The organism is Pantoea sp. K16, assembly GCF_048452805.1.
Taxonomy (GTDB): domain Bacteria; phylum Pseudomonadota; class Gammaproteobacteria; order Enterobacterales; family Enterobacteriaceae; genus Pantoea; species Pantoea agglomerans.
On sequence record NZ_JBLWNV010000002.1, the window covers coordinates 43,097 to 66,695 of the forward strand.

Annotated in this window: 27 protein-coding genes; 16 read left to right on the forward strand and 11 right to left on the reverse strand. The window is 55.5% G+C overall.

From position 1 onward, the window contains the following. Positions 1–121 precede the first annotated feature (121 nt). Positions 122–355 (reverse strand): hypothetical protein, encoded by a 234-nt coding sequence (locus ACK13D_RS02900; RefSeq protein ID WP_010670048.1) that lies wholly within the window; start codon positions 353–355, stop codon positions 122–124. A gap of 289 nt (positions 356–644) precedes the next feature. Here ACK13D_RS02900 and ACK13D_RS02905 point away from each other — a divergent pair, with 289 nt between their 5' ends. The 3 genes from ACK13D_RS02905 to ACK13D_RS02915 all read left to right on the forward strand — a co-directional run bounded on the left by ACK13D_RS02905 (position 645) and on the right by ACK13D_RS02915 (position 2,941). Further along, positions 645–1,166 carry a GNAT family N-acetyltransferase gene (locus ACK13D_RS02905; RefSeq protein ID WP_418795654.1) on the forward strand — a complete coding sequence of 174 codons (522 nt, stop codon included), beginning with the start codon at positions 645–647 and terminating at the stop codon, positions 1,164–1,166. 100 nt (positions 1,167–1,266) lie between these two features. Then, positions 1,267–2,478 (forward strand): diguanylate phosphodiesterase, encoded by a 1,212-nt coding sequence (locus tag ACK13D_RS02910; RefSeq protein WP_062757546.1) that lies wholly within the window; start codon positions 1,267–1,269, stop codon positions 2,476–2,478. A 229-nt stretch (positions 2,479–2,707) separates the two neighbouring features. Further along, the gene (locus ACK13D_RS02915; protein WP_010245542.1) at positions 2,708–2,941 is read left to right on the forward strand and encodes a DUF4060 family protein; all 234 of its coding nucleotides are present in this window, start codon (positions 2,708–2,710) and stop codon (positions 2,939–2,941) included. 46 nt (positions 2,942–2,987) lie between these two features. On the opposite strand, the gene anmK is transcribed toward ACK13D_RS02915, so the two are convergent. Further along, entirely contained in the window at positions 2,988–4,109 is a 1,122-nt protein-coding gene (gene anmK, locus ACK13D_RS02920; protein ID WP_122458590.1) for an anhydro-N-acetylmuramic acid kinase, read from the reverse strand. Positions 4,110–4,391: 282 nt separating this feature from the next. Here anmK and slyB point away from each other — a divergent pair, with 282 nt between their 5' ends. Continuing rightward, positions 4,392–4,859, forward strand: coding sequence for an outer membrane lipoprotein SlyB (gene slyB, locus ACK13D_RS02925; protein ID WP_010245548.1), 468 nt, complete (start codon positions 4,392–4,394; stop codon positions 4,857–4,859). A gap of 40 nt (positions 4,860–4,899) precedes the next feature. Here slyB and slyA read toward each other — a convergent pair whose 3' ends face one another. Then, entirely contained in the window at positions 4,900–5,337 is a 438-nt protein-coding gene (gene slyA / locus ACK13D_RS02930; RefSeq protein ID WP_010245551.1) for a transcriptional regulator SlyA, read from the reverse strand. Positions 5,338–5,487: 150 nt separating this feature from the next. Between slyA and ACK13D_RS02935 the strand changes: the two genes are divergently transcribed. The 3 genes from ACK13D_RS02935 to ACK13D_RS02945 are packed head-to-tail and all read left to right on the forward strand — an operon-like array spanning position 5,488 to position 8,584. Next, positions 5,488–5,724 carry a DUF1656 domain-containing protein gene (locus ACK13D_RS02935; protein WP_010245554.1) on the forward strand — a complete coding sequence of 79 codons (237 nt, stop codon included), beginning with the start codon at positions 5,488–5,490 and terminating at the stop codon, positions 5,722–5,724. A 5-nt stretch (positions 5,725–5,729) separates the two neighbouring features. Further along, entirely contained in the window at positions 5,730–6,587 is an 858-nt protein-coding gene (locus ACK13D_RS02940) for an HlyD family secretion protein (RefSeq protein ID WP_346460942.1), read from the forward strand. Beyond that, positions 6,584–8,584 (forward strand): FUSC family protein, encoded by a 2,001-nt coding sequence (locus ACK13D_RS02945; protein WP_418795657.1) that lies wholly within the window; start codon positions 6,584–6,586, stop codon positions 8,582–8,584. Before ACK13D_RS02940 ends, ACK13D_RS02945 begins: the two co-directional genes overlap by 4 nt. Here the strand turns inward: ACK13D_RS02945 and ACK13D_RS02950 are convergent, their stop codons facing one another. The 4 genes from ACK13D_RS02950 to ACK13D_RS02965 all read right to left on the reverse strand — a co-directional run bounded on the left by ACK13D_RS02950 (position 8,585) and on the right by ACK13D_RS02965 (position 10,990). Next, positions 8,585–9,052 (reverse strand): hypothetical protein, encoded by a 468-nt coding sequence (locus ACK13D_RS02950; RefSeq protein ID WP_010245563.1) that lies wholly within the window; start codon positions 9,050–9,052, stop codon positions 8,585–8,587. A 130-nt stretch (positions 9,053–9,182) separates the two neighbouring features. Then, on the reverse strand, positions 9,183–9,701 hold the full coding sequence (gene sodC / locus ACK13D_RS02955; protein WP_033757495.1) for a superoxide dismutase family protein: 519 nt from the start codon (positions 9,699–9,701) through the stop codon (positions 9,183–9,185). An 84-nt stretch (positions 9,702–9,785) separates the two neighbouring features. Further along, positions 9,786–10,682: an aldo/keto reductase gene (locus ACK13D_RS02960; RefSeq protein WP_033757493.1), complete on the reverse strand. Its 897-nt coding sequence runs from the start codon at positions 10,680–10,682 to the stop codon at positions 9,786–9,788. Between the two features lie 68 nt (positions 10,683–10,750). Continuing rightward, positions 10,751–10,990: a DUF1289 domain-containing protein gene (locus ACK13D_RS02965; protein ID WP_010245573.1), complete on the reverse strand. Its 240-nt coding sequence runs from the start codon at positions 10,988–10,990 to the stop codon at positions 10,751–10,753. Between the two features lie 174 nt (positions 10,991–11,164). Between ACK13D_RS02965 and ACK13D_RS02970 the strand changes: the two genes are divergently transcribed. The 4 genes from ACK13D_RS02970 to rnt all read left to right on the forward strand — a co-directional run bounded on the left by ACK13D_RS02970 (position 11,165) and on the right by rnt (position 14,222). Then, positions 11,165–11,761: a TetR/AcrR family transcriptional regulator gene (locus tag ACK13D_RS02970; RefSeq protein WP_010245576.1), complete on the forward strand. Its 597-nt coding sequence runs from the start codon at positions 11,165–11,167 to the stop codon at positions 11,759–11,761. A gap of 50 nt (positions 11,762–11,811) precedes the next feature. After that, positions 11,812–12,909, forward strand: a complete 1,098-nt coding sequence (locus ACK13D_RS02975) for an alkene reductase (protein WP_010245578.1) — start codon at positions 11,812–11,814, stop codon at positions 12,907–12,909. 116 nt (positions 12,910–13,025) lie between these two features. After that, on the forward strand, positions 13,026–13,433 hold the full coding sequence (gloA, locus tag ACK13D_RS02980) for a lactoylglutathione lyase (RefSeq protein WP_010245580.1): 408 nt from the start codon (positions 13,026–13,028) through the stop codon (positions 13,431–13,433). Positions 13,434–13,553: 120 nt separating this feature from the next. After that, the gene (rnt, locus tag ACK13D_RS02985; RefSeq protein WP_010245582.1) at positions 13,554–14,222 is read left to right on the forward strand and encodes a ribonuclease T; all 669 of its coding nucleotides are present in this window, start codon (positions 13,554–13,556) and stop codon (positions 14,220–14,222) included. 43 nt (positions 14,223–14,265) lie between these two features. Here the strand turns inward: rnt and ACK13D_RS02990 are convergent, their stop codons facing one another. Beyond that, positions 14,266–14,601 (reverse strand): Grx4 family monothiol glutaredoxin, encoded by a 336-nt coding sequence (locus ACK13D_RS02990; RefSeq protein WP_170933470.1) that lies wholly within the window; start codon positions 14,599–14,601, stop codon positions 14,266–14,268. Between the two features lie 365 nt (positions 14,602–14,966). Here ACK13D_RS02990 and ACK13D_RS02995 point away from each other — a divergent pair, with 365 nt between their 5' ends. Beyond that, the gene (locus ACK13D_RS02995; protein WP_010245589.1) at positions 14,967–15,764 is read left to right on the forward strand and encodes a C40 family peptidase; all 798 of its coding nucleotides are present in this window, start codon (positions 14,967–14,969) and stop codon (positions 15,762–15,764) included. Between the two features lie 45 nt (positions 15,765–15,809). Here ACK13D_RS02995 and cydH read toward each other — a convergent pair whose 3' ends face one another. Next, positions 15,810–15,899, reverse strand: a complete 90-nt coding sequence (gene cydH, locus ACK13D_RS03000; RefSeq protein WP_010245592.1) for a cytochrome bd-I oxidase subunit CydH — start codon at positions 15,897–15,899, stop codon at positions 15,810–15,812. 281 nt (positions 15,900–16,180) lie between these two features. Between cydH and purR the strand changes: the two genes are divergently transcribed. Next, positions 16,181–17,206 carry an HTH-type transcriptional repressor PurR gene (gene purR / locus ACK13D_RS03005; protein WP_010245595.1) on the forward strand — a complete coding sequence of 342 codons (1,026 nt, stop codon included), beginning with the start codon at positions 16,181–16,183 and terminating at the stop codon, positions 17,204–17,206. Here the strand turns inward: purR and punR are convergent. Then, positions 17,203–18,108, reverse strand: coding sequence for a DNA-binding transcriptional activator PunR (gene punR / locus ACK13D_RS03010; RefSeq protein WP_010245598.1), 906 nt, complete (start codon positions 18,106–18,108; stop codon positions 17,203–17,205). The genes purR and punR overlap by 4 nt on opposite strands. A 107-nt stretch (positions 18,109–18,215) precedes the next feature. Between punR and punC the strand changes: the two genes are divergently transcribed. Next, the gene (gene punC, locus ACK13D_RS03015) at positions 18,216–19,418 is read left to right on the forward strand and encodes a purine nucleoside transporter PunC (protein ID WP_050680542.1); all 1,203 of its coding nucleotides are present in this window, start codon (positions 18,216–18,218) and stop codon (positions 19,416–19,418) included. Positions 19,419–19,728: 310 nt separating this feature from the next. Next, positions 19,729–20,877: a cyclopropane fatty acyl phospholipid synthase gene (cfa, locus tag ACK13D_RS03020; protein ID WP_418795663.1), complete on the forward strand. Its 1,149-nt coding sequence runs from the start codon at positions 19,729–19,731 to the stop codon at positions 20,875–20,877. 336 nt (positions 20,878–21,213) lie between these two features. Here the strand turns inward: cfa and ACK13D_RS03025 are convergent, their stop codons facing one another. Next, positions 21,214–21,873: a riboflavin synthase gene (locus ACK13D_RS03025; protein WP_010245607.1), complete on the reverse strand. Its 660-nt coding sequence runs from the start codon at positions 21,871–21,873 to the stop codon at positions 21,214–21,216. Between the two features lie 202 nt (positions 21,874–22,075). Between ACK13D_RS03025 and ACK13D_RS03030 the strand changes: the two genes are divergently transcribed. Continuing rightward, positions 22,076–23,449, forward strand: coding sequence for an MATE family efflux transporter (locus tag ACK13D_RS03030; RefSeq protein WP_022625743.1), 1,374 nt, complete (start codon positions 22,076–22,078; stop codon positions 23,447–23,449). The last annotated feature ends 150 nt before the right edge of the window (positions 23,450–23,599 follow it).

The window sequence follows — 23,599 nt, forward strand, 5'->3', positions numbered from 1 at the left end:
CAGGGAAGTTAGAAATAGCGTCGATGCTATTTACCAGACAGTGCCAATATTATCGCCCGGGGAATGAGGAAATATTACGCAGGTGTTATGGCTGAAGCGATAAACTCATCGCGGCGTCCATTCAGATCGCGCGAATATTTTTAATGCGTGGATTTATTTTCTGCTGAAGCAAATCTTCTTCGGGACCCAGATAATAAGGCACAGCACACTGCTTACCATCTTTGGTAAAAATAATCTGGTTATCATGCAGGAATAACGCAGTAAAATGGCCCAGTACCACACCATTTAATTCAAAGCAGTGATTTCTTGCTGCACGCAGCCCCTGCTTACTATTCAGAAAATCAACAAATCGCATCACGCTGCGCCTCCAGTTAATAAATCAACTCCATCAGAATCGCGAAGATAATAGCCTTAACGCAGGCCCGGATCATCCGGCTGACGCTGTTTTCAGAATAGGCTTAATTACCATTCAGTAGTGGCACTAAACCGACGTGATTTTTTATCTGCTTCCTGCCAGGAATAATCCTGGAGAATGACGCACTCATAAAATTTCATGAGCGCGTAATATTTATATTGCGCCCTCACATCGCCCGCTATACCGTTGTTTTTCCACCAGGTGCAGACTTTCGGGGCAAAACCGCATAATGGAAATTTTTGAGGCAGATGAACGCCACATCATGGCGATTCAACAGATCTACGCCTGGCATGTCCTTAACGGCACCGGCTCATTTGAGACAGTGCCGCCCGACGCGGCAGAGATTGACGAGCGGATGCGGAAGATTCAGCAGGCGGGCCTGCCGTGGTTTATCGCCGTCAGCGAGGGAGAAGTGCGTGGGTTCTGTTATCTGACGCCTTATCGTCCGCGCCATGCCTACCGGCATACGCTGGAAGACTCAATTTATATCGATCCCGGATTTCAGAAGCGCGGAGTCGGTTCGCGCCTGTTAAACCATGTAATCCGCTGGGCTGAGCAGGCAGGGTTCCGCCAGTTGATCGCCAACGTCGGCGACAGCGAGAACCAGGGCTCGATTGCCGTACATCGCGCCGCAGGCTTTGAGATGACAGGTATCCTGCGCTCGGTAGGTTTTAAACAGGGTCGCTGGCTGGATACCGTTTTTATGCAGCGCTCTCTGGGAACGGGCAATACCACGCTGCCGGTTGATTAAAACAGAGTCAGAGTGAGAAAGACGTACTGGCCCTCGTTTTCCCCGGAAGAAGCTTCTGGTAAGGTGCCATAACAAAAAATAAAAAATTCCGGAAACCTTTATGTTGTCGACAATCATCTATCGCAGCCACATTACTGAACATGTGCCGCTTGAGATCCTGAATGGTTTGGCGCGGAAAGCGAATAAAATCAATAAATCCTCAAGCGTCACCGGAATTTTATTATTCAATGGCACGCATTTTTTCCAGCTGCTGGAAGGGCCGGAGGCGGCGGTCAATGCAGTTTACAGCCGGATTTGCCAGGATCCACGCCACCATAATCTGGTCGAACTGCTGCGCGATTACGCCCCGGCACGCCGTTTTGGCCACGTCGGTATGGAGCTGTTCGATCTGCGGCTGCATGATAAAGAGACGGTACTGGAGGCGGTACTGGCAAAGTGCACCACAAAGTATCAGCTGACCTATGCCGATCGCGCACTGCAGTTCCTGCGCACCTTTGTCGAAGCGCGGGAAAAAGAGAACTATTTTGAGATCCCGGCCGCCAGCGGCTGGACGTTTATCCGTGACGAGTCAGAACAGCGTGAAGGCAACGCATCGCTGGTGGCTGCGGATGAGGTCAGCTTTGCTTTTCAGCCGATCGTTGACCCCTTCGCCTGCGAAATCGTCTCGCTGGAAGCGCTGCTGCGCGGCCCGCAGGGAGAATCGCCGCTCGACTATTTTGCCCGACTGTCACGTGAGCAGCTCTATCAGCTCGATCTGAGGTCGAAAAAGATCGCCTTCGCCCAGGCGAAGCAGCTGGGGATTGAGGGCATGACTCTGTCGATCAATCTGCTGCCGATGACGCTGGTGGAAGTGCCCGACGCCGTCCCGTTTTTGCTGGATGAGATTGCTGCGCAGGGACTGGTGCCAGAGCAGATCATGGTTGAATTCACCGAGAATGAAATTATCTCGCAGCCTGAGGCCTTTGAAGCCGCCATCAGGCAGCTGAAGGCGGCCGGCATCAGCCTGGCGCTGGATGATTTCGGTGCCGGTTTTGCCGGCCTGTCGCTGCTGACGCGCATTCAGCCCGACAAGATTAAAATCGACCGAACCATCATCGCTGATGTGCATAAAAGTGGGCCGAAGCAGGCGATCATTCATGCCATTCTGAAATGCTGCTCCTCGCTGGAGATCGGTGTTATCGCCGAGGGTATTGAACAGCCGGAAGAGTGGATGTGGCTTGAAGCGGCAGGCGTGACCCAGTTTCAGGGCTTTCTGTTCTCAAAACCTGTACTCAATGGCGTTGCGGCCGTAGCCTGGCCGGAGCTGATCTGACCGCCTCTGCGATTTGGATGAATTTGCGATTTCCTGCCTTGCTGGATCACCCGGTGGCTGCTAAATAGTTAACAGCCCCGGGGGATCATCTTTCTGTCATCTTCCCGCGGCAGAGTCAGTCATTACCCAGTCAGTGATTAAATGTTTAGCAGTCAGATGTTCAGTGTTTAGGCCAGCGCTACGCGCCATGCGTGCGACGTGACTCCAGGGACAGCATTTGAGGAACTGAATGAAGCAAATCATCCGCGGTGATAAAGAACCCTCCCATATTCTCGCAGCGACCCGTGCGCTTGAAGCGCACTACTCCCGCTACGGAGAAGGTAATAAGTACCATCCCGTTATCTATTCCATCGCCTACCGCAGCCGGTTTTATCAGGTTGAGGTGATTACCCGACGTGAAACCATGGTTGCCTCGGTGATTACTGGCGTTCGCAACCTGACGCATCTCTCCGGCGCCGCCTGACGGCCACCTGTCATCCTGCGGGGGCAGATTGCCCCCGACTCCGCGCTTAGCGTCGATAGAGTGAATTCGCCGGAAAGATTGCGCCAATCACGCTTTTTTCCCGTGCGCCCGTTACCGCAGGCAGATTACCTGGCAGGCCGGAGAGCGTGCGGAAAGCCAGCCAGGCAAACGCCAGCGCTTCCATATCGTCACCACTGACACCCGCCGCATCGGTAGTCGTTACTTCCGTTCCCGGAAGATGCGCTGCCAGTCGCGCCATCAGCAGCGGATTGCGGCTGCCGCCGCCACACACCAGCAGACGGTCGCAGCCATCATTGAGTAACACCTGCTGCGTGATGGTGATAGCGGTCAGCTCGACCAGCGTAGCCTGCACATCCTGCGCAGCCAGACCCGGGAAATAGCGCAGATGCTGCTCCAGCCAGCTGAGGTTGAAATGTTCGCGCCCGGTGCTTTTCGGCGGCGGCAACGCAAACCAGGGCTCACGTAGCAGCGCCTCCAGCAGTGCCGGAATCACCGACCCGCTGCGCGCCCACTGCGCATCTTTGTCATACGGCTGAGCCTGATTACGCCAGATCCAGGCGTCCAGCAGCATATTGCCGGGACCGGTATCGAAGCCGCGCACCGGCTGACCTGGGATCAGCAGCGAGAGATTGGCGATGCCGCCAATATTCAGCACCATGCGGCGTTCAGAAGCATCCATCAGCAGCGCCTGATGAAAGGCAGGCACCAGCGGCGCGCCCTGCCCGCCCAGCGCCATATCACGGCGGCGGAAATCTCCTACCACGGTGACGCCGGTGGCCGCCACGATCTGATTATGATCGCCAATCTGCAGCGTATTGGGTGCGTCACTCTGCGGCTCATGCCAGACGGTCTGACCATGACAGCCAATCGCCGTGATATCGCTGGCTTCAAGCGATTCGCGCTTCATTAATGTCACTACCGCTTCAGCAAACAGCTGGCCGAGGCGGGTATCAAGCTGGCCGAGCTGCGACAGCGTCAGGGACTGTCCCTGACATATCGCCAGAATCGCCTGACGCAGTTCTGGTGGCATCGGATGGCAGTAGCTGGCCTGCTGCGCCACCATATTTTCATCAATGGCAGCCAGCACCACATCCACTCCATCCAGGCTGGTGCCTGACATTACCCCAATATAGCGTCCTGATTTCATAGCCATTCCTTACTTCCGGCCGGAAGTGCAATTCATCTGCGGTTAGCCTGACAAATAATGATCGCTAATTCTATGATTAAATTCTTTTTATCCAATCGTGCTGACTGATAACGTAATGGGACTATTTTTAGTCCACGATTGAATTATTGTTGATCCTGCATAGTCTATGCTTCGTCCAGCCGTGTTTTATTCGGACAGGGATTAATTTGCCAGGTTTGTGTCTTATACTGTGAGCAGGATACAGCGGTAAACGTGGCACCTTCTCGACTAAAGGAGTTTCAAATGATTAAGCGTGTAATTGTGGTCGCTCTGGCCGGTGTGATGCTGGCAGGTTGTAGCAATACCAGTACGCTGTCGGGTGATACCTACAGTGCCAGTGAAGCTAAGCAGGTGCAGAGCGTTTCGTACGGTACCTTAGTCTCAGTACGTCCGGTGAAAATCCAGGGCGGCGATGAGAGCAATGTCATCGGTGCTATCGGTGGTGCGGTGCTGGGTGGCTTCCTGGGTAACACCATTGGTGGCGGCAGCGGACGTAGCCTGGCGACAGCCGGTGGTGCGGTTCTGGGTGGCGTAGCAGGCCAGGGCGTACAGGGCGCAGTCAATAAAACCGATGGCGTTGAGCTGGAAATCCGTAAGGATGATGGCAACACCATCATGGTGGTTCAGAAACAGGCCGCCACGCGTTACTCTGTTGGCCAGCGTGTTGTGATGGCATCCAACGGCAGCCAGGTGACGGTTTCACCTCGCTAATGAAGCTAAACAAAAAACCGACGCCTGGGCGTCGGTTTTTTTATTTCTCTTTATGCTGAAGTTCGAGAATGTTTTTCTCAAGCCGGGCGATCAGCGTCACCATCTGACTGATCTCTTCCCGACTGATGCCGGACAAAATGTCGTCCCGCGTCTCATCAATCACACTCTCAACCTGTTCGATTATCGGCTCGGCCTGCTGCGTCAGCTTAATGCGCTTGGCACGACGATCGTTGGCGCAGGTCGAACGGGTGATTAATCCTTTCTCTTCCAGCTGATCCAGCGTGCGCACCAGCGAAGGCTGTTCAATACCAATCGCCTTGGCTAACTGAATCTGCGACTGTTCGGGCGGCAGTTGATGAATATTGTGCAACGTCACCCAGTGAGTCTGAGTCAGCTCAAGCGGCTTCAGCCGCTGATCAATCAACGCGCGCCAGATGCGCACCAGGCGAGATAAATCCGTTCCGAGGGGCGTATCCATTTCATCTCCTTATAATTAGCTTGCTAGCTATCAAGCCAGATTTTACACTATTCTGCGAGTTTACAGGACAAATTACAAATCCCGGACCAGGCCACGATAACGTGGCAGCGCTTTCAGTCTGACGTTTGGGTTAACGAAGGATGTTATCACGTGCTCACTCCTGCTTTTTCAGGTGCGAATCCGCTGACCGATCTGGTGGTGGGCGCCTCACTGTTTTTCCCGCCGATATTCAAAGCGGTGATCCTCGGCTTCTTTTTCTGGCTGCTGATCCACCCTCTGGTGCGTGGCTGGATCTACTCCGGCGATGTCTGGCATCCCACCCTGTTTGATCTCTCCCTGTTTGTGCTGTGCGTTACCGCCGCACTCTGGCTCATCGGTCACGGATAATCGATATGAAATTTAACGCGGTAAAATACTTCTCCACGCTGATCGTGTTTGCCCTGGCGCTGCTGGCCGCTGGCTGGCTCTGGAACTACTACATGCAGTCGCCCTGGACCCGTGACGGGAAAGTACGGGCAGAGCTGGTGGATATCACGCCTCAGGTGTCGGGACGAATTACGCAACTGAAGGTCAAAGACAATCAGTTTGTGCATCAGGGCCAGCAGCTGTTAACGCTGGACCCGGTGCCATGGCAGATCGCGCTCGACAATGCCGCCGCCCAGCTCAGCAAAGCGCAGGCGGATCTCGCGAAAGCGCAGCATGAATTTAATCGTCGCAGCAGCCTGCCGCGCAACATCATCTCCGCAGAGGACCTTGATGCCGCGCGATTAAGCGCCGGCGCGGCGGCCGCCAGCACCAAAGCGGCACAGGCGGAGTGGGAACGGGCGCGCTGGAATCTGCAGCAGACGACGCTGACCGCACCAGCGGATGGCTGGATCACCAATCTGACGCTGCGTCCCGGCAACTATGCCACCGCGGGTTCGCCTCTGTTTGCTCTGGTCGACAGCCACTCTTACTACGTAATGGGCTACTTCGAAGAGACCAAACTGCGCCATATTCACCCAGGCGCAGCGGCCCAGGTGGTGCTCTACAGCAATGGTATGCGGCTGCAGGGTCAGGTGGATAGCATTGGCCGCGCCATCTATGACCAGAGCATTGAGACCGACAGCGGCCTGGTGCCCGATATCAAACCCAACGTGCCCTGGGTGCGGCTGGCGCAGCGGGTGCCGGTGCGTATTCGTCTCAACCCGCTCCCTGCCGATGCAGACCTGGTGGCGGGAACCAGCTGCACCATCACCATCCAGCCATGAATTTTCAGTGGCTGGCCTGGGATCAACTTCCCTGGATTAAGGCGAACGCCGGCCAGTGGCGTTATGCGTTGCGTAACGCTATTGCAATGTGCCTGGCGCTGAGCATCGCCTACGGACTGGATCTGGATGAGCCCTACTGGGCAATGACCTCTGCCGCCGTGATTAGCTTTCCCACCGTCGGCGGCGCGATCAGTAAAAGTCTGGGGCGCATTGTTGGCAGTCTGATGGGGGCCAGCGCCGCGCTGCTGATCGCCGGACATACGCTTAATGAGCCGTGGCTGTTTACCTTTGCCATTGCCGGCTGGCTGGCGCTCTGTACCGGCATAGCGAATCACTACCAGAATAACGTTGCCTACGCCTTTTCGCTGGCGGGCTACACCGCCGCCATCATCGCCTTTAGCAGCGTTAATATCACCGATATCACCTCGCTATGGACCATCGCTCAGGCACGGGTTTGCGAGGTGATCTCCGGCATTCTCTGCGCCGGATTGATGATGATGGTACTGCCGAGTACCTCCGATGGTGAGACGCTGATTACCTCACTGAAACAGATGCATGCCCGGCTGCTGGAACATGCGGTGTTACTGCTGCAGCCCTCAGCCAGCGAGACCATCCGGACCGCGCATGAAAATGTCATCAGCCAGATCCTGACCATGAATCTGCTACGGATTCAGGCGTTCTGGAGCCACTACCGCTTTCGCCGACAGAACAACGTGCTGAACTATGTGCTGCACCAGCAGCTGCGACTCACCAGCGTGCTCTCCAGCCTGCGACGCATGCTGCTGAACTGGCCCGACGCGCCAGAGGCGCTGTTTGACGCGCTGCAACAACTGCTGGCGGAGCTGGCGAAACCTGCGTGTGATAAATATCGTCTGGCTCAAATCCTGCGCAGCGTGACCCCGGCAGCGGATGGCGACTACCGGCAGCGCGCTTTTTGTCAGCGGCTGCGCTACTTCTGCTGGATGTACCTCAACGTGCTGCGCTGGATCCGCCTGCTGGATCGCGCCGATGCCGACACCCGCTTTCAGCCACCGCCGGTTCCGGCGCTGGCGCACGACAGTGACAGCGCCGAGGCGGGCTGGAGCGCCCTGCGTACCTTCTGCGTTATCGTGCTGGGCTGCGCCTTCTGGATCAATACGCAATGGTCTTCCGGTGCCGCCGCGCTCACCTTAACCGCCATTGCCTGTGTGCTCTACGCTTCATCACCCTCACCTGGCGGCAGCGTCACGCTGCTGCTGAAGACCCTGCTGTGGCTGTTTGCGTTTAGTTTTGTGATGAAGTTTGGGCTGATGGTGCAGATCAGTCAGCTGTGGCAGTTTTTACTGTTTCTGTTCCCGCTGCTGGTGACGCTGCAACTCTTTAAGCTGCAGCAGAAGCAGCGCGCCGGGATGTGGGGACAGTTCATCGTCTTTATGGGTTCGTTTATCGCGGTGACTAATCCGCCCACATGGGATTATCAGGACTTCTTTAACGATAACATCGCCAAAGTCTGCGGGGTGCTGCTCGCCTGGCTGGCGTTCCAGATTCTGCGACCCAGCTCCGATGCGCGGCGCAGCCGACGGCATATCCGGGCGCTGCGGCTGGCGTTTCTCGATCAGCTGCGGCAGCGGCCCCGGCTCAGCGAGAGCCGCTTCGAATCGCAGATTTACCACCGTATCAGCCAGCTCAGTCACAGCAGGGACGAGCAGGCACGCGTCTGGCTACTGCGCTGGGGCGTGGTGCTGCTCAACTGCTCGCATATCGTCTGGCAGCTGCGTGAATGGCGCGCCGGTTCAGCCGCACTGATGGGGTTTCGCGATCACTGCCTGCAAGACTTACAGCAGATTATCAGCAGCCGCGGCGTGCGCCACAGCTCGCTGGATCGAATGCTGACGCAACTGGAGGAGACCATCACCGCGTTACTGGCACTGGAAAGCAACGAGGCCAGCGAGCTGGCGGGGATTATCTGGCGGTTACGCTGTTCACTGGCACAGCTGAAGCAGGCGGTGCCGGAGTGATCACTGGCAATATTGCTGCTGTTGCCGGTTAAAATCATCCTGCAGCTGTTGCAGCGTTTTATGGCCTTCGAAGCGGGTTTTATCCATTTCGGTCATCGGTTCAATCACCAGCACTTTCTCATCGGGTGAGAAGATAAACCGGCGTGTCAGTTCGGTACCGGTAAAACTCTGACCATGAATGCCACCGCACACCATAGTCATGGTACGGCGATAAATAGTGCTATCCGTGAAATTGGTTTCGGTGGCGCTGCGAAAGACCTGATCGCAACCCTGCGCTTCCAGCTTACGCACCATGTTGCGGCTCAGCCATTCACGACCCTTCGCGATCTTTTCACAGGTGATACGCATTGGGTTGGTATCGATGGTGCGCTGCAGTTCGCGTCCGGTTTCGGTGACCAGTTGCGTATCATTGGGTTTATCGCATCCCACCAGCAGCAGACACAGCAGTAATGCGCCCTTGAATTTCATTTTCCTGCTCCTTTCCCCATCACGCTTTCTTACCTGAATCAATATCATAGGGGGGAAATGTCAGGGATGGTACAACAATTCATAAACAGGCAGGAGAAAAGCGGGCGGCCATCGCCTGCCGCCCGGAAACTCAGATTACACCGCAGGCGTAGCGTGCCCCGCCACCGCCCAGCGGTTTAGGATGGTCAGCATGATTGTCACCGCCGACGTGCACCATCAGCGCTTTGCCTTTGATCTCTTTTAACGATTTCAGACGCGGCGCCAGCACCGGATAAGTGGCGCTGCCTTTGTCATCGACATAGACCGCGGGCAGGTCGCCCAGGTGCCCCTCTGCATAAGGCCCCAGATGTTTGCCGCTGTTGGCCGGATCAAGGTGACCACCCGCCGCACCGGCGGCGACCACTTTGCCTTCAGACTCGCCCGGTTCACAGCTGCCTTTAGCATGAACATGGAAACCATGAATGCCCGGCTGAAGGCCCTGCAGATCCGGCGTGAACTGCAGACCATACTGTGTCTCGTCAATCTTAACGGTGCCCAGCGATTTCCCAATCCCTTCAGCGGTAACCTGATGGATCGTAACCTGCTCGCTGGCAGCCAGTGCTGAGCCGCAGGCGATCAGTGCGAATAAGGCAACTGCTTTCATTTTCATGGTGACTCCATTTGCATACCAGGGTTTGAGATAAGTCTGGTCGCTGTTGCACTATTTTGCCGGAGATTGACGCAGTTTTACGCTTCAGGGCACATCAAATCCCAGCGCCGCCTTGCGAATACGGAACCACTGCTGACGCGACAGGGATAAGTTCAGTGCTCCGGCGGCTTCGCTGACCCGCGCCGTTTTACCTGAGCCGATGATTGGCAGCGGGCGCGATGGCAGCATCAGTATCCAGGCATAGACCACCTGCTCAAGGCTGGTGGCACCGGTTTCCTGCCGCACGGCTTCCAGTTCGTCACGCAGCGGCTGGAAATGGGGATCGTTAAACAGGCGACCGCCACCCAGACAGGACCAGGCCATCGGACGAATACGCAGCTGCTGACACTGATCCAGCGAGCCATCCAGCAGCACACTTTGCTGCACGGGTGAGATCTCCAGCTGATTTGTCACCAGCGAGAACGGCAGACGGGATTGCAGCAGGGAAAACTGTGATGGTGTGAAGTTAGAGACGCCAAAATGCAGAACCTTGCCGCTGTGATGCAGCGCCATAAAGGCTTCGGCCACCTCGTCAGCCTCCATCAGTGGATCGGGACGATGGATCAGCAGCAGGTCGAGACGATCGGTGTGGATATGGCGCAGTGAGTTTTCAGCACTCTGCAGGATATGACGTTTGTCGGTAATGTAGTGGCCTATCTGATGCTCAGGCTGGGCGCGGGTGGCGATGCCGCACTTGGTGACAATCTGTAGCTGGTCGCGCAAGCCGGGTGCCAGTTTCAGTGCCTCGCCAAACGCCGCCTCACACTGGTAGTCACCGTAGATGTCCGCATGGTCAACGGTAGTGATGCCGAGCCTCACATGGTGCTCAATAAAGGCGACCCGTTCCTGTGGCGACATCCCCCACTCCATCAGACGCCAGTACCCCATGACCAGCGGTGAAAAATCGGGCCCCTGTGAAGCGATGGCTTGCGGTTCTAACATGACGATCTCCCTGTTGCGCGTTGGCTGAAATTAGCGTGTCAGAGAGTATAACGGAAAGCGCAAAGTCGTCAGAATAACTCCGGCTGTTGGGGCGCGTGTGGCTCCTCACCTTTCTGTTGCCGTTGCAGACGCTGACGCCGCTGCTGACAGAGACGAATGACCTCACGCTTTTGCGCATCGCTGAAGCGCAGCCAGTTGAACCGCTCATCGCGGCTGCGTAAACATCCCAGGCAGTAGCCGCGCGCATCCGTCTGGCAGATGCCGCGACAGGGGCTGGGAACCGGGAAAAACTCAAGCTGCTCGGCCACCACGCCTCCGGATTCACAGAATAAACAGTCCAGTAAAAAGCGTAGCCTGGTTGCGCAGGAAGTAAGCCCCACCCGGTCAGAATTATCCTGTTCTTTGACTCAGGAGTGAACACTCTGTGCCAAATAGAGAGGGTTGCGTTGCATTAGACCGACTGGTCTACTAATCTCACTGCCATGAATAAGACGCTACAACGCAACGAAACCCGCGAACACCTGCTCCAGACAGGTGAGCAACTCTGTCTGCAACGCGGCTTTACCGGAATGGGCCTCAGCGAACTGCTGACGCAGGCGGCGGTGCCGAAAGGCTCCTTCTACTACTACTTCCGTTCTAAAGAGGCGTTTGGCGTGGCGTTACTGGAGCGCTATTTTGCGCGTTTCCTGCAGGATGTGGCGTTGCAGCTTAACCAGACCGAAGGCACGCCGCGTGAGCGTCTGCTTAACCACTTTCGTGCTGCCGTTGATCTGTTTGTTCAGCAGGGCCACATCGTAGGCTGTCTGGGCGTCAAAGTCTCCGCGGAGGTGTGCGATCTCTCAGAGCCGATGCGTGATGCACTGCAGCAGGGTGCCGGAAAGATCACGGCACTCTACGCCCGGACCCTGATTGCCGCAGAGCAGCAGGAGTCGCTGAGCCTGCCGCAGCCCCCCGCGCAGATGGCGGAATTGCTGTCGCTGCTGTGGCTGGGTGCCAGTCTGCAGAGCAAAATTTCCCGCGAGGCGCAGCCACTGCGTCTGGCATTGAGTACCATCGAACAGTGGCTTGAACGCCGCTGATTTTTAAAAAACATGTTTGTAGACGACTGGTCTACTAATCAGGAGCTATTATGGCGAGTACCCAGCTGTTTCGTCCGCTAAAAGTCGGTGCAATTACCGTCCCAAACCGCGTATTTATGGCACCGCTGACCCGTCTGCGCAGCATTGAGCCAGGCGACATCCCTACCCCGATGATGGCTGAATATTATCGCCAGCGCGCCAGCGCCGGTTTGATCATCACCGAAGCGACCCAGATCTCTTTCCAGGCGAAAGGCTATGCCGGTGCGCCAGGCTTACATACTCAGCCACAGATTGCAGCGTGGAAAGCGATTAACGAAGGCGTGCATCAGGCTGGCGGTCACACCGCAGTACAGTTATGGCACACCGGTCGTATCTCACATAACAGCGTGCAGCCGGAAGGCAAAGCACCGGTTGCGCCATCGGCGATTGCCGCTGGCACCCGTACCTCACTGCGTGCTGAAGATGGCAGCGTCTATCGCGAAGATACCTCAACGCCGCGTGAGCTGACAGTGCCAGAGATTAAGCAGATCGTGGCAGATTTTGGCCAGGCTGCGGCCAACGCGCGTGAAGCGGACTTTGACCTGCTTGAGCTGCACTCGGCGCACGGTTACCTGATGCACCAGTTCCTGGCTCCTGGCTCAAACCAGCGTACTGATGAATATGGCGGCAGCATCGAAAAACGCGGTCGCTTTGCGCTGGAAGTGGTTGATGCGGTGATCGCTAACTGGTCAGCCGATCGCATTGGTATTCGCGTCTCACCTATCGGCAGCTTCCAGAATCTGGACAATGGCCCGGATGAAGAGGAAGCGGCGCTGTGGTACATCGGCGAGCTGGCAAAACGCAACATCGCCTATCTGCACCTCTCTGAGCCAGACTGGGCCGGCGGTCAGCCTTACACCGACGCTTTCCGTCAGAAAGTGCGTGATCTCTTCCCGGGTGCCATCATTGGTGCCGGTGCCTATACCGTTGAGAAAGCGGATGACCTGATTGGTCGCGGCCTGATCGATGCGGTTGCGTTTGGTCGCGATTACATTGCTAACCCGGATCTGGTTGAGCGTCTGCAGCAGGACGCCCCACTCAATCCACAGCGTCCGGAAAGCTTCTACGGCGGCGGCGCGGAAGGTTATATCGACTACCCAACGCTGTAACCGGTTCGGGCTGCCGTCCGGGATGATGACGGCAGCCATTATTCAATAGCGATTTTCATCGCTATACTTAGCGCCTGAGTCATCGGGCGATGGCGTTTTATTTAAAAGAGGATGTTATGCGTTTACTTCATACCATGCTGCGCGTTGGCGATCTGCAACGTTCAATCGATTTCTACACCCGTGTGCTGGGCATGCGCGTGTTGCGTCAGAGCGAAAACACCGAATACAAATATACCCTGGCATTTGTGGGCTACACCGACGAGAGCGAAGGTGCGGTGATCGAACTGACCTACAACTGGGGCGTCGATAAGTATGACCTCGGTGATGCCTATGGTCATATTGCGCTGGGCGTTGATGACGCAGCAGCGGCCTGCGAACGTATCCGCAAAGATGGCGGCAACGTGACGCGTGAAGCTGGCCCGGTTAAAGGCGGCTCCACCATTATTGCCTTTGTTGAAGATCCCGATGGTTACAAAATCGAGCTGATCGAAAACAAAGATGCCGGTAACGGCCTCGGCAACTAAACCTGCCTGTCAGCCTGCCCGATCGGGTGGGCTGAATCCCCTTCTCTGCGCTTCATCTGCTGCACCCGGCCCCGTTTTTTGCCATAATACGCGCTGCCCTTTTTCTGCAACGAGATCCTGATGTCTGAATCGAATTCCCCTAATGCACTCAATCAACGTTTCCGTGGCTTCTATCCGGTGGTGATCGACGTTGAAACCGCGGGTTTCAATGCGCAAACCGATGCGTTACTGGAGATTGCCGCTATCACGCTGAAAATGGATGAAGAGGGATGGATTCAGATTGACCAGACGCTGCATTTCAACGTCGAACCTTTTGTCGGGTCGCTGCTGCATCCCGAAGCCCTGGCCTTTACCGGCATCGATCCCAGCAATCCGCTGCGCGGCGCAGTCAGTGAATATGAGGCGCTGCACGCCATTTTCAAAATGGTGCGCAAGGGCATTAAAGACAGCGGCTGCAATCGCGCCATTATGGTGGCGCACAATGCCACCTTCGACCTGAACTTTATGTCAGCGGCGGCGGAACGAGCCAGCCTGAAGCGCAATCCGTTTCACCCGTTTGCCACCTTTGACACCGCGGCCCTGAGCGGGCTGGTTTTAGGGCAGACGGTGCTGGCGAAGGCCTGTATTGCGGCGGGCATGGAGTTTGACAGTACGCAGGCGCATTCTGCGCTCTATGACACTCAGCAGACGGCAACGCTGTTCTGCGAGCTGGTGAACCGCTGGAAACGGTTAGGCGGCTGGCCACTGCCCTTCGCGGAAGGCGATGCAGAAGCCACGACATCCGCATAAGGGATGCCGCAATGAAAAAGGCCGACGTGATGTCGGCCTTTTTTTATTCTGCTTCTTTAAATTTTTCTGCAGTCTCTTTGATCAGCGTCTGCAGTTCACCACGTTGTAACATTTCAACGATGATGTCGCATCCACCGACCAGCTCGCCATCAACCCACAGCTGCGGGAAAGTTGGCCAGTTAGCGAATTTCGGCATCTCGGCACGAATGTCCGGGTTCTGCAGAATATCCACGTAAGCAAAACGCTCACCGCAGGCTGACAGCGCCTGCACCGCCTGTGCAGAGAAACCGCAGCTTGGCAGTTTCGGGGAACCTTTCATGTACAGCAGGATCGGGTTTTCTGCGATCTGGCGCTGAATTTTTTCTACAGTACTCATAATTGCCTTCCTTAATTCGTCACATCGTGTTTGTTTATTGTAGCGACTTCGCAGCGTGACTGAAAACGAGATTTTGATCGCTGCCCGATTAAATCGCCATCATTGTTAAGTCCTGCTCCGGGACACCTGAATTCCTGATTATTAACAGCAGGTAACAGATTAATAATTCGTAATAATTTCGTTGATATAAGACGCTGAAAATGTTCATTTTCAGCGCAATTGCGTGGGTTGCAAAGATTAATATTAAAAGGCATTACAGTTTTTAAAAGAACTGGACTAGAATGGCCTGGGCGCTGATCCTGGATCAGATTAATCTCAACTTTGTCGCGGTGCGTAGTGGCCCTGACAACTTAACTAATCAACGGACTATGCGTTTAATCATTACGTTTTTCATGCTGGCCTTTGCGCAACTGTTTTTCAACATCGCCGCTGCGTCGCCTCACGCGCCGGTGAACGTCAGTACGCATAAAGCAGAGAAAAAGAGTGCGCGCGACGATGAGCGTCGCAAGCGTCGCCCGGTCAAAACGGTGACGAAAAAGACTCGCCTCAGCCCGGTTCAAAAACTAAAAACAAAAAAACTGAAAAAAGTCGAACTCACCGCAAAACAGACGCCTGCTAAAAAGACCTCGCTAAAAACCGCCCGTCTCAGTAAGAACAAAGAGAAGAAACGCTATGGTCATCAGCGCCTGCTGAAAACCGCTGAGGTCACCACCAGCGAGACCGGCACGATTAAGATGAGCAAATCTCACCGTCAGCGCTATCAGAAGGCCCGCGAAACCGCGATGACCAAGCTGATGGGTCAGTTGGGTAAACCCTATCAGTGGGGCGGCACCTCTCCCCATACCGGTTTCGATTGCAGCGGCCTGGTCTGGTACGCCTATAAAGATCTGGTGAAGTTTAAGATCCCACGTACCGCTAACGAGATGTACCACCTGCGTGACGCCGCCCCGATCAAGCGTGAGTCGCTGGAGAAAGGCGATCTGGTCTTCTTCCGTATCAATGGACGCGGTACTGCGGACCATGTCGGCGTTTACCTGGGTGATGGTAAGTTTATCCAGTCGCCACGCACCGGCAAAGATATTCAGATCAGCGCGTTAGGAGAAGATTACTGGCAGCGCCACTATATTGGTGCACGTCGGGTGATGACGCCAAAAACCATACGCTGAGCAGCAGAACAACCAGAAGAGAGCCGGGATAATCCCGGCTTTTTTTTAGTGCAGAATAGCGGTAAAACTAAAGGCCACAATCATCAGCAGACAGCCCGCGGTGGTCATTAATGCCAGTTTAAGATCGGTACTCATTGCTTGCTCCTTAGTCACACAATCAGTAGGGGTATCGCATTTTCCCACAGGGCCCGGTAAAAATCTCGTTTTATCCGTTCAGCCTTGTTAGAATCCCGCCTTTGTTGCGCAACGCGCGCAACCCTGATTCCGTTTGCGCACGTTTTCAGGCGCTTTTACGCCGCCAGCGGCCTGTTTCCTGGCCATGAATGCTGCATTTTTGCGGAAAAAACCCTGAGCAGACGCAAACGTTTAACACTACGCTTATCATAGAGTTAGATAAGCACTGGAGTCCGATTTTCATGGCAACAATTAAAGATGTGGCGAAACGCGCTGGCGTCTCAACGACCACCGTTTCGCACGTCATCAATAAAACCCGCTTTGTGGCTGAAGAGACGCGCAACGCGGTCTGGCAGGCGATTAAAGAACTGCACTACTCGCCGAGCGCCGTGGCGCGCAGCCTGAAAGTGAACCACACCAAAACGCTGGGCCTGCTTGCCACCTCCAGCGAAGCGCCCTATTTCGCTGAAATTATCGAAGCGGTTGAAAATCACTGCTTTGACAAAGGCTATACGCTGATTCTGGGTAATGCGCATAACGATCTGCAAAAACAGCGCGCCTATCTCAGCATGATGGCGCAGAAACGCGTCGATGGGCTGCTGGTGATGTGCTCTGAATATCCGGACGATCTGCTGCAGATGCTGGAAGAGAACCGCAATATCCCGATGGTGGTGATGGACTGGGGCGAGTCGCGCGCCGACTTCACCGACACGGTACTGGATAATGCTTTCCAGGGCGGCTATCTGGCGGGACGCTATCTGATTGAACGCGGACACCGGGATATTGGTGCTATCCCCGGTCAGATGGAGCGTAACACCGGTGGCGGACGTCATGCCGGTTTCCTGAAGGCGATGGAAGAAGCGGGTATTCAGCCACGCGCCGAGTGGATTGTGCAGGGTGACTTTGAGCCGGAGTCGGGCTATCAGGCGATGCAGCAGATCCTGTCGCAGAAGCAGCGTCCGACGGCGGTGTTCTGTGGCGGTGACATCATGGCGATGGGCGCGATTTGCGCCGCCGACGAGATGGGTTTACGCGTCCCCCAGGATATTTCGGTGATCGGCTATGACAATGTGCGCAACGCCCGCTATTTTGCACCGGCCCTGACCACGGTGCATCAGCCTAAAGCCCAGCTGGGTGAGAAAGCGCTGGAAATGCTGCTGGACCGCATTACCAGTAAGCGCGAAGTGTCACAAACGATTGAGGTCCATCCCACGCTGATTGAGCGCCGTTCCGTGGCCGATGGCCCGTTCCGCGACTATCGCCGTTAATGCTCGCTTAACCACTCCTGATTAAGCGTTTGCGCATCACCCAGATAGCTGAGCAACCAGCCTGTCGCCGGTGATGCGCGATCCTCTGCCCAGCTGACGCAACATGGGCTGTCCGGAAACGCCACCGGCAGCGTCAGTTCAACCAGCTCGCCACTGTCGAGCAGCGGCCTGGCCAGGTGACCGGGCACCATCGCCACACACAATCCCGCCTGCACGCACTCCAGCCCGGTTTGCCACTCCGGCACCACCAGCCGGCGCTGGTTATCCAGCGTCCATGTCATACGACGCGGCAGTGCGCGAGAAGTATCTTCCAGCACCAGGGATGGCCAGCTCCGCAGCGTGTCATCATCTATCTGGCTCGCCTGCGTCAGAGGATGGTCGGGCGCAACCACGCAGCGCCAGTTAAGCGTGCCCATATCGCGAAAAGCAAAACGTCCGCCCACCGGTATCGCCTGAGTGGCACCAATCGCTACCTCCACCCGGCCATCGGCCAGCGCATCCCAGACGCCGTTAAAGACTTCATAGCTGATGATCAGCTCCATATCAGGAAAGTGGCGATAGAAATCTTTGACCAGCTGCCGGGTGCGCTGAGGTTTAGCGATACGGTCAACGGCAATGCTTAGCTGGCCGCGCCAGCCGTTAGCCAGCTGCTGACACTGTCGCCGGGTGGCAAGCATTTTTTTGATGACGCTGCGCCCTTCCCGGACAAAATGCTCACCCGCCGGGGTCAGAACCACTTCGCGATGCTGCCGTTCAAATAGCGGTACCGCCAGCCAGTTTTCCAGCTGACGCACCGTATAGCTGATGGCAGAGGGCACCCGATGTAACTCCTGCGCGGCGGCGCTGAAGCTCCCCCCACGGGCGACAGCGTCAACCACTTCTAATGCATATTCTGACCACATAATCTGCCTTCAAAAATTTTAACAGCAATCGGCAAATATTACCGTTTCACAGCAGCAAACGCACCTTTTACACTCTGCCGCGTTTATCCTGCAAAAATGAGAATCAGATGCTGTCGAATAAAGGGTTTATGCCCTACCTTGCCCTGCTGAGCATGCTGGGCTTTTTAGCCACTGATATGTACCTGCCCGCCTTTGGTGCGATGCAGCAAACCTTTAACACTTCACCCGGTCTGATCAGCGCCAGTATGAGTCTCTTCCTGGGCGGCTTCGCCGTGGGTCAGCTCTTCTGGGGACCGCTTTCCGATCGCATCGGTCGTAAACCGGTGCTGCTGTCCGGACTGGCCATGTTTGGCGCTGGCTGCGCAGGCATGCTGTGGGTGAATGATATCTATCTGATGCTGGCGCTGCGTTTTGTCCAGGCGATTGGCGTCTGTGCCGCTGCCGTAAGCTGGCAGGCGCTGGTGGTGGATCGCTATCCTGCAGCGCGCGCTAACAAAGTCTTTGCCACCATTATGCCGCTGGTTGCGCTCTCTCCGGCGCTGGCTCCGCTGCTGGGTGCCTGGCTGATCGGCCACTTCCACTGGCGTTCGATTTTCCTGGTGCTGACGCTGATTGCGGTGGCGTTGATTCTGGCCACGCTGCGTCTGCCCACCGTGCGCAAGGCCGCGGGAGAAAAAGGTGCGCAGCCGGGCTTTTTCACGCTGCTTAAATCCCGGGTCTACAGCGGCAACGTGCTGATCTACTCCGCCTGCTCCGCCAGCTTCTTTGCCTGGCTGACCGGATCGCCCTTTATTCTGGCGGATCTAGGTCTGTCGCCCGCCGATATCGGTCTGAGTTATGTGCCCCAGACGCTCGCCTTTTTAATTGGCGGCTTCGGCTGTCGCACCCTGCTCAACCGCTTTAACGGCGCACAATTGCTGCCCTGGCTGCTGGCCGTCTACAGCCTGAGCATTCTGGCGCTGTTTGCTGTTGCGCTTGCTGGCAGCAGCACGCTGGTGAGTCTGATGGTACCGTTCTGCGGTATGGCGCTGGCTAACGGCGCGATCTATCCGATTGTGGTGTCCAGTGCGCTGATGCCCTTTCCGACCGCTACCGGTAAAGCCGCCGCGTTGCAGAATACACTGCAGTTAGGACTCTGTTTCGCTGCCAGTTTGGCGGTGTCGGCCGGCTTAACTCAGGCGCTATTTACCACCACACTGATGATGACGGTGACAATTGTGCTGGCGCTGATGGGTTACGCCATGCAGCGAGCCGCAAGCGCACAAACTGTTGTTGCCTCTGCGCAAACTGCCTGCCAGGATAATCAGTGACACACTGACTTTTTAGTTAGCGCCCTAACAATAAGTTATTGAATATTGACCCGCGTGAGAATATACTCATCCGGGTCAACAAATCTGTAATAAATCAACAATATAATAACGTAATAATCTGATTGGCACCCTGCTGCCGGGATGGTATTCGCGCGCGTTATTCTCACCTTACCCGACCTGCTGCAGGCTGTTCCAGTCCTCTGTATCACACAGATAACCGGTTTGCGGAGCCATCCGCATCGTTTCTCATTGCCTGAATAAATTGGCTACTCTTTGTTCAGGTTCAGATTGGACAGGTGGTGGAAAATCTATGAGTTCATCTTATGCAGAAGAAGTGAGCCTCGAAGAAAACCATTGGTATCGCATCGTTCATGAACTGCTGGAAAAAGCGGATATCGAAATTAATGGTTCACGTCCCTGGGATATTCATATTAATCATCCTGGTTTTTTTAAACGTGTTCTGCAGGAGGGCTCTCTTGGGCTCGGTGAGAGCTATATGGATGGATGGTGGGAGTGTGACCGGCTGGATATTTTCTTCCACCAGGTACTTAAACATAAACTCGATCAGCAGCTGCCTCATCACTTCAAAGATACGCTGCGCATTGCCGCCGCACGCTTAACCAATCTGCAGTCAAAAAGACGGGCGTGGATTGTCGGTAAAGAGCATTACGACCTGGGCAACGACCTCTTTTCACTGATGCTCGATCCCTATATGCAATACTCCTGTGGCTACTGGAAAGAGGCGACGACACTGGCGACGGCGCAGGAAGCCAAGCTGGATATGATCTGCCGTAAATTAGCGCTGGAACCCGGAATGTCACTGCTGGATATCGGCTGTGGCTGGGGCGGACTCGCGGAATTTGCCGCACGTTATTATGGCGTTAAAGTGCATGGCGTGACGATTTCCGCCGAACAACAGAAACTGGCGCAGCAGCGCTGCAGCGGATTAGACGTCACGATTCTGTTGCAGGATTATCGCGATCTGAATGAGCAGTTTGATCGTATTGTGTCGGTGGGTATGTTTGAACATGTCGGACCGAAAAATTACGCGACCTATTTTGACGTGGTCGATCGTAATTTAAAGCCTGACGGTATTTTCCTGCTTCACACCATCGGCGCGATTAAAACCGATATGAGTGTCGATCCCTGGATCGATAAATATATCTTCCCCAACGGCTGCCTGCCTTCGGTGCGCCATGTGGCCGATGCCAGCGAACCCCATTTTATTCTGGAAGACTGGCACAACTTCGGCGCAGACTACGATAAAACACTGATGGCCTGGCATGAACGCTTTTTGCAGGCCTGGCCAGAGCTGGCCGATAAATATGGCGAACGCTTTAAACGGATGTTCTCCTATTATCTGAATGCCTGTGCCGGTGCCTTCCGGGCGCGTGATATTCAGCTGTGGCAGATCGTGTTCAGTCGCGGTGTTGAGGGGGGATTACGGGTGGCGCGGTAGGGGTTAAAAAGCGGGCAATTAAGAAGGCGCTGCCCCGGCTGAACACTTGAAAAGAAGGGCCTGTTTTGCTTTAACAGGGAGCGTTGCGCAAGGAACGGGGTCAGATCGGAAAGTCGCAAAACCCGTCATCCCTGACACGCCCGGCCCACGCGATTACGCACCTCATCCCTGAGGTACGCCCGTTGCCGGGCCAACGCTTTGCGTTGTTCAAAAACGCTCCCGGCGTTTTTATCCGGGCGGCGGGACGCTTTCCTCTTCTGAGCCGGTGCCCTGCGCTTTTATAATGCTGACAGAGTAAAACCGATTGGGCTGTCAGCGGTGCTTACGCGCCTTTTATTAACTCTCTGTCTTTGACTGGCCGGTCAGCATGCTCATCGCCGCCGCGGCATCGCGCTGTGCTAACACCCGCTCAACGGTCTCCACGATTGCCTGCGTGTGCGGATCGATTTCAATATTCACCCGATCGCCAAAGGTCTTCGCCCCCAGCGTGGTACGCTCCAGCGTTTCCGGGATCAGATAGACGCAGAACTTAGTCTTAGTCACATCGCCTACCGTCAGGCTGATACCGTCGATGCCGACAAACCCTTTATGCAGAATATATTTCATCTGCGCCGCATCCTGGATTTTAAACCAGACCTCGCGGTTATGTTCTGACTGGATAATCTTGCAGATTTCAGCGGTGGTCATAATATGACCAGACATCAGATGTCCGCCTATTTCATCGCTGAATTTCGCTGCACGCTCAATATTGACCACATCGCCCTGACGTAAATCGCCAAGGTTAGTCACCCGCAATGTCTCTTTAATTAAATCAAAACTGACGCGGTCGCCTTCAATTGCCGTTACGGTTAAACAGCAACCGTTATGGGCTACGGATGCGCCCAGCGCCAGACCCGGTAAGAGCTCTTCCGGCAGGCGGACAGTGTGGGTGCGAAACAGTTCTTTCTCTTCAATGGACACGATTTCTGCGGTGCCCTGCACAATACCGGTAAACATAGTCTTTGCCTCTGCGAAGTTTACGCTAGTTTATCACAGCTCAGGTCGGCTGTTAGATTTCAGCCCGCACCGCCGCTTTATAGCGGAGCAAATCGCATTGTGTGACAAAGATTGGCGAATTCTGTTACGCCAGTTACACTAACTCGCGAAATTCCCCGGGCTTCCTGCCCCTTTTAATTCATTCAATAAGTCAGGTGTTAACGTGCAGAAGTATTTAACAGAAGCGCGTCAATTGCTGGCCCTTGCGATTCCGGTCATCCTTGCTCAGGTGGCTCAAACCGCAATGGGATTTGTGGATACCATTATGGCCGGCGCAGTCAGCGCCACGGATATGGCCGCCGTTGCTGTCGGCACCTCTGTCTGGCTACCGGCCATCCTGTTTGGTCATGGTCTTCTGCTTGCATTGACGCCCACCGTTGCGCAACTCAATGGTTCTGGCCGCCGCGAACGCATCGGTGAACAGATCCGCCAGGGATACTGGCTCGCCTTTTTCGTCTCCCTGCTGATTATGGTGCTGTTGTGGCATGCCGGTTATCTTATCCGGGCGATGCATGACATCGATCCAGTGCTGGCGCTGAAGGCAGAAGGCTATCTGCATGCCCTGCTGTTCGGCGCGCCTGGCTACCTCTTCTTCCAGGTGCTGCGCAATCAGTGCGAGGGGCTGTCGAAAACCAAACCCGGCATGGTGCTGGGCTTTTTAGGCCTGATGTTCAACATCCCGCTCAACTATGTCTTTATCTATGGCCACTTCGGCATGCCTGCCCTGGGCGGTGTCGGCTGCGGCGTGGCGACCGCCTCGGTCTACTGGGTGATGTTTATCTGCATGCGCTTCTGGGTGCGCCGGATGGGTAGCATGCGCGATATCCGTATGGAGAGCCGCTGGTCACCCCCTTCCCGTCCGATTCTGAGCCGCCTGATGACGCTGGGATTGCCGGTGGCGCTGGCACTCTTCTTTGAGGTCACGTTGTTCGCCGTGGTCGCCCTGCTGGTTTCGCCACTGGGCATCGTTAACGTGGCCGGCCACCAGATTGCGCTCAATTTCAGTTCACTGATGTTTGTATTGCCGCTGTCGCTGGGTGTCGCGACCACCATCCGCGTCGGTTATCGTCTGGGCCAGGGCTCCACCGAGCAGGCACGGGTCGCGGCCTGGACCGCACAGGGTGTAGGCATCAGCATGGCGGCGCTAACCGCCATTTTTACCGTGACGTTCCGTCATCAGATTGCCCTGCTCTATAACGACAACCCTGAAGTGGTGACGCTGGCGGCACAGCTGATGCTGCTGGCGGCAATTTATCAGTTCTCAGACTCGATACAGGTGATTGGCAGCGGGATCCTGCGCGGTTATAAAGATACGCGGTCGATTTTTTTTATTACCTTTATCGCTTACTGGCTGCTGGGGCTGCCCGCCGGTTATCTGCTGGCGCTGACCGACTGGGTGGTGCCGCGCATGGGACCTGCGGGCTTCTGGTGCGGCTTTATTATCGGCCTGACCTCGGCTGCGGTGATGATGATCTGGCGCATCAGACGCTTACAGCAATCTCCGGCGGAGATTATCCTGACGCGTGCAGCGCGATAACGTTCGAGGCGGGTCATTCATGGCCCGCAATGACGAAAAAAACGACGGTTAGCACAGTTGCTGTGCAGTCATGGCGAAAAAACTATTTTCCCCTTGCCAGCCTCACACGCTGCCGTTAATATTCGTCCCCGCTGTCGCCCTGACAGCATG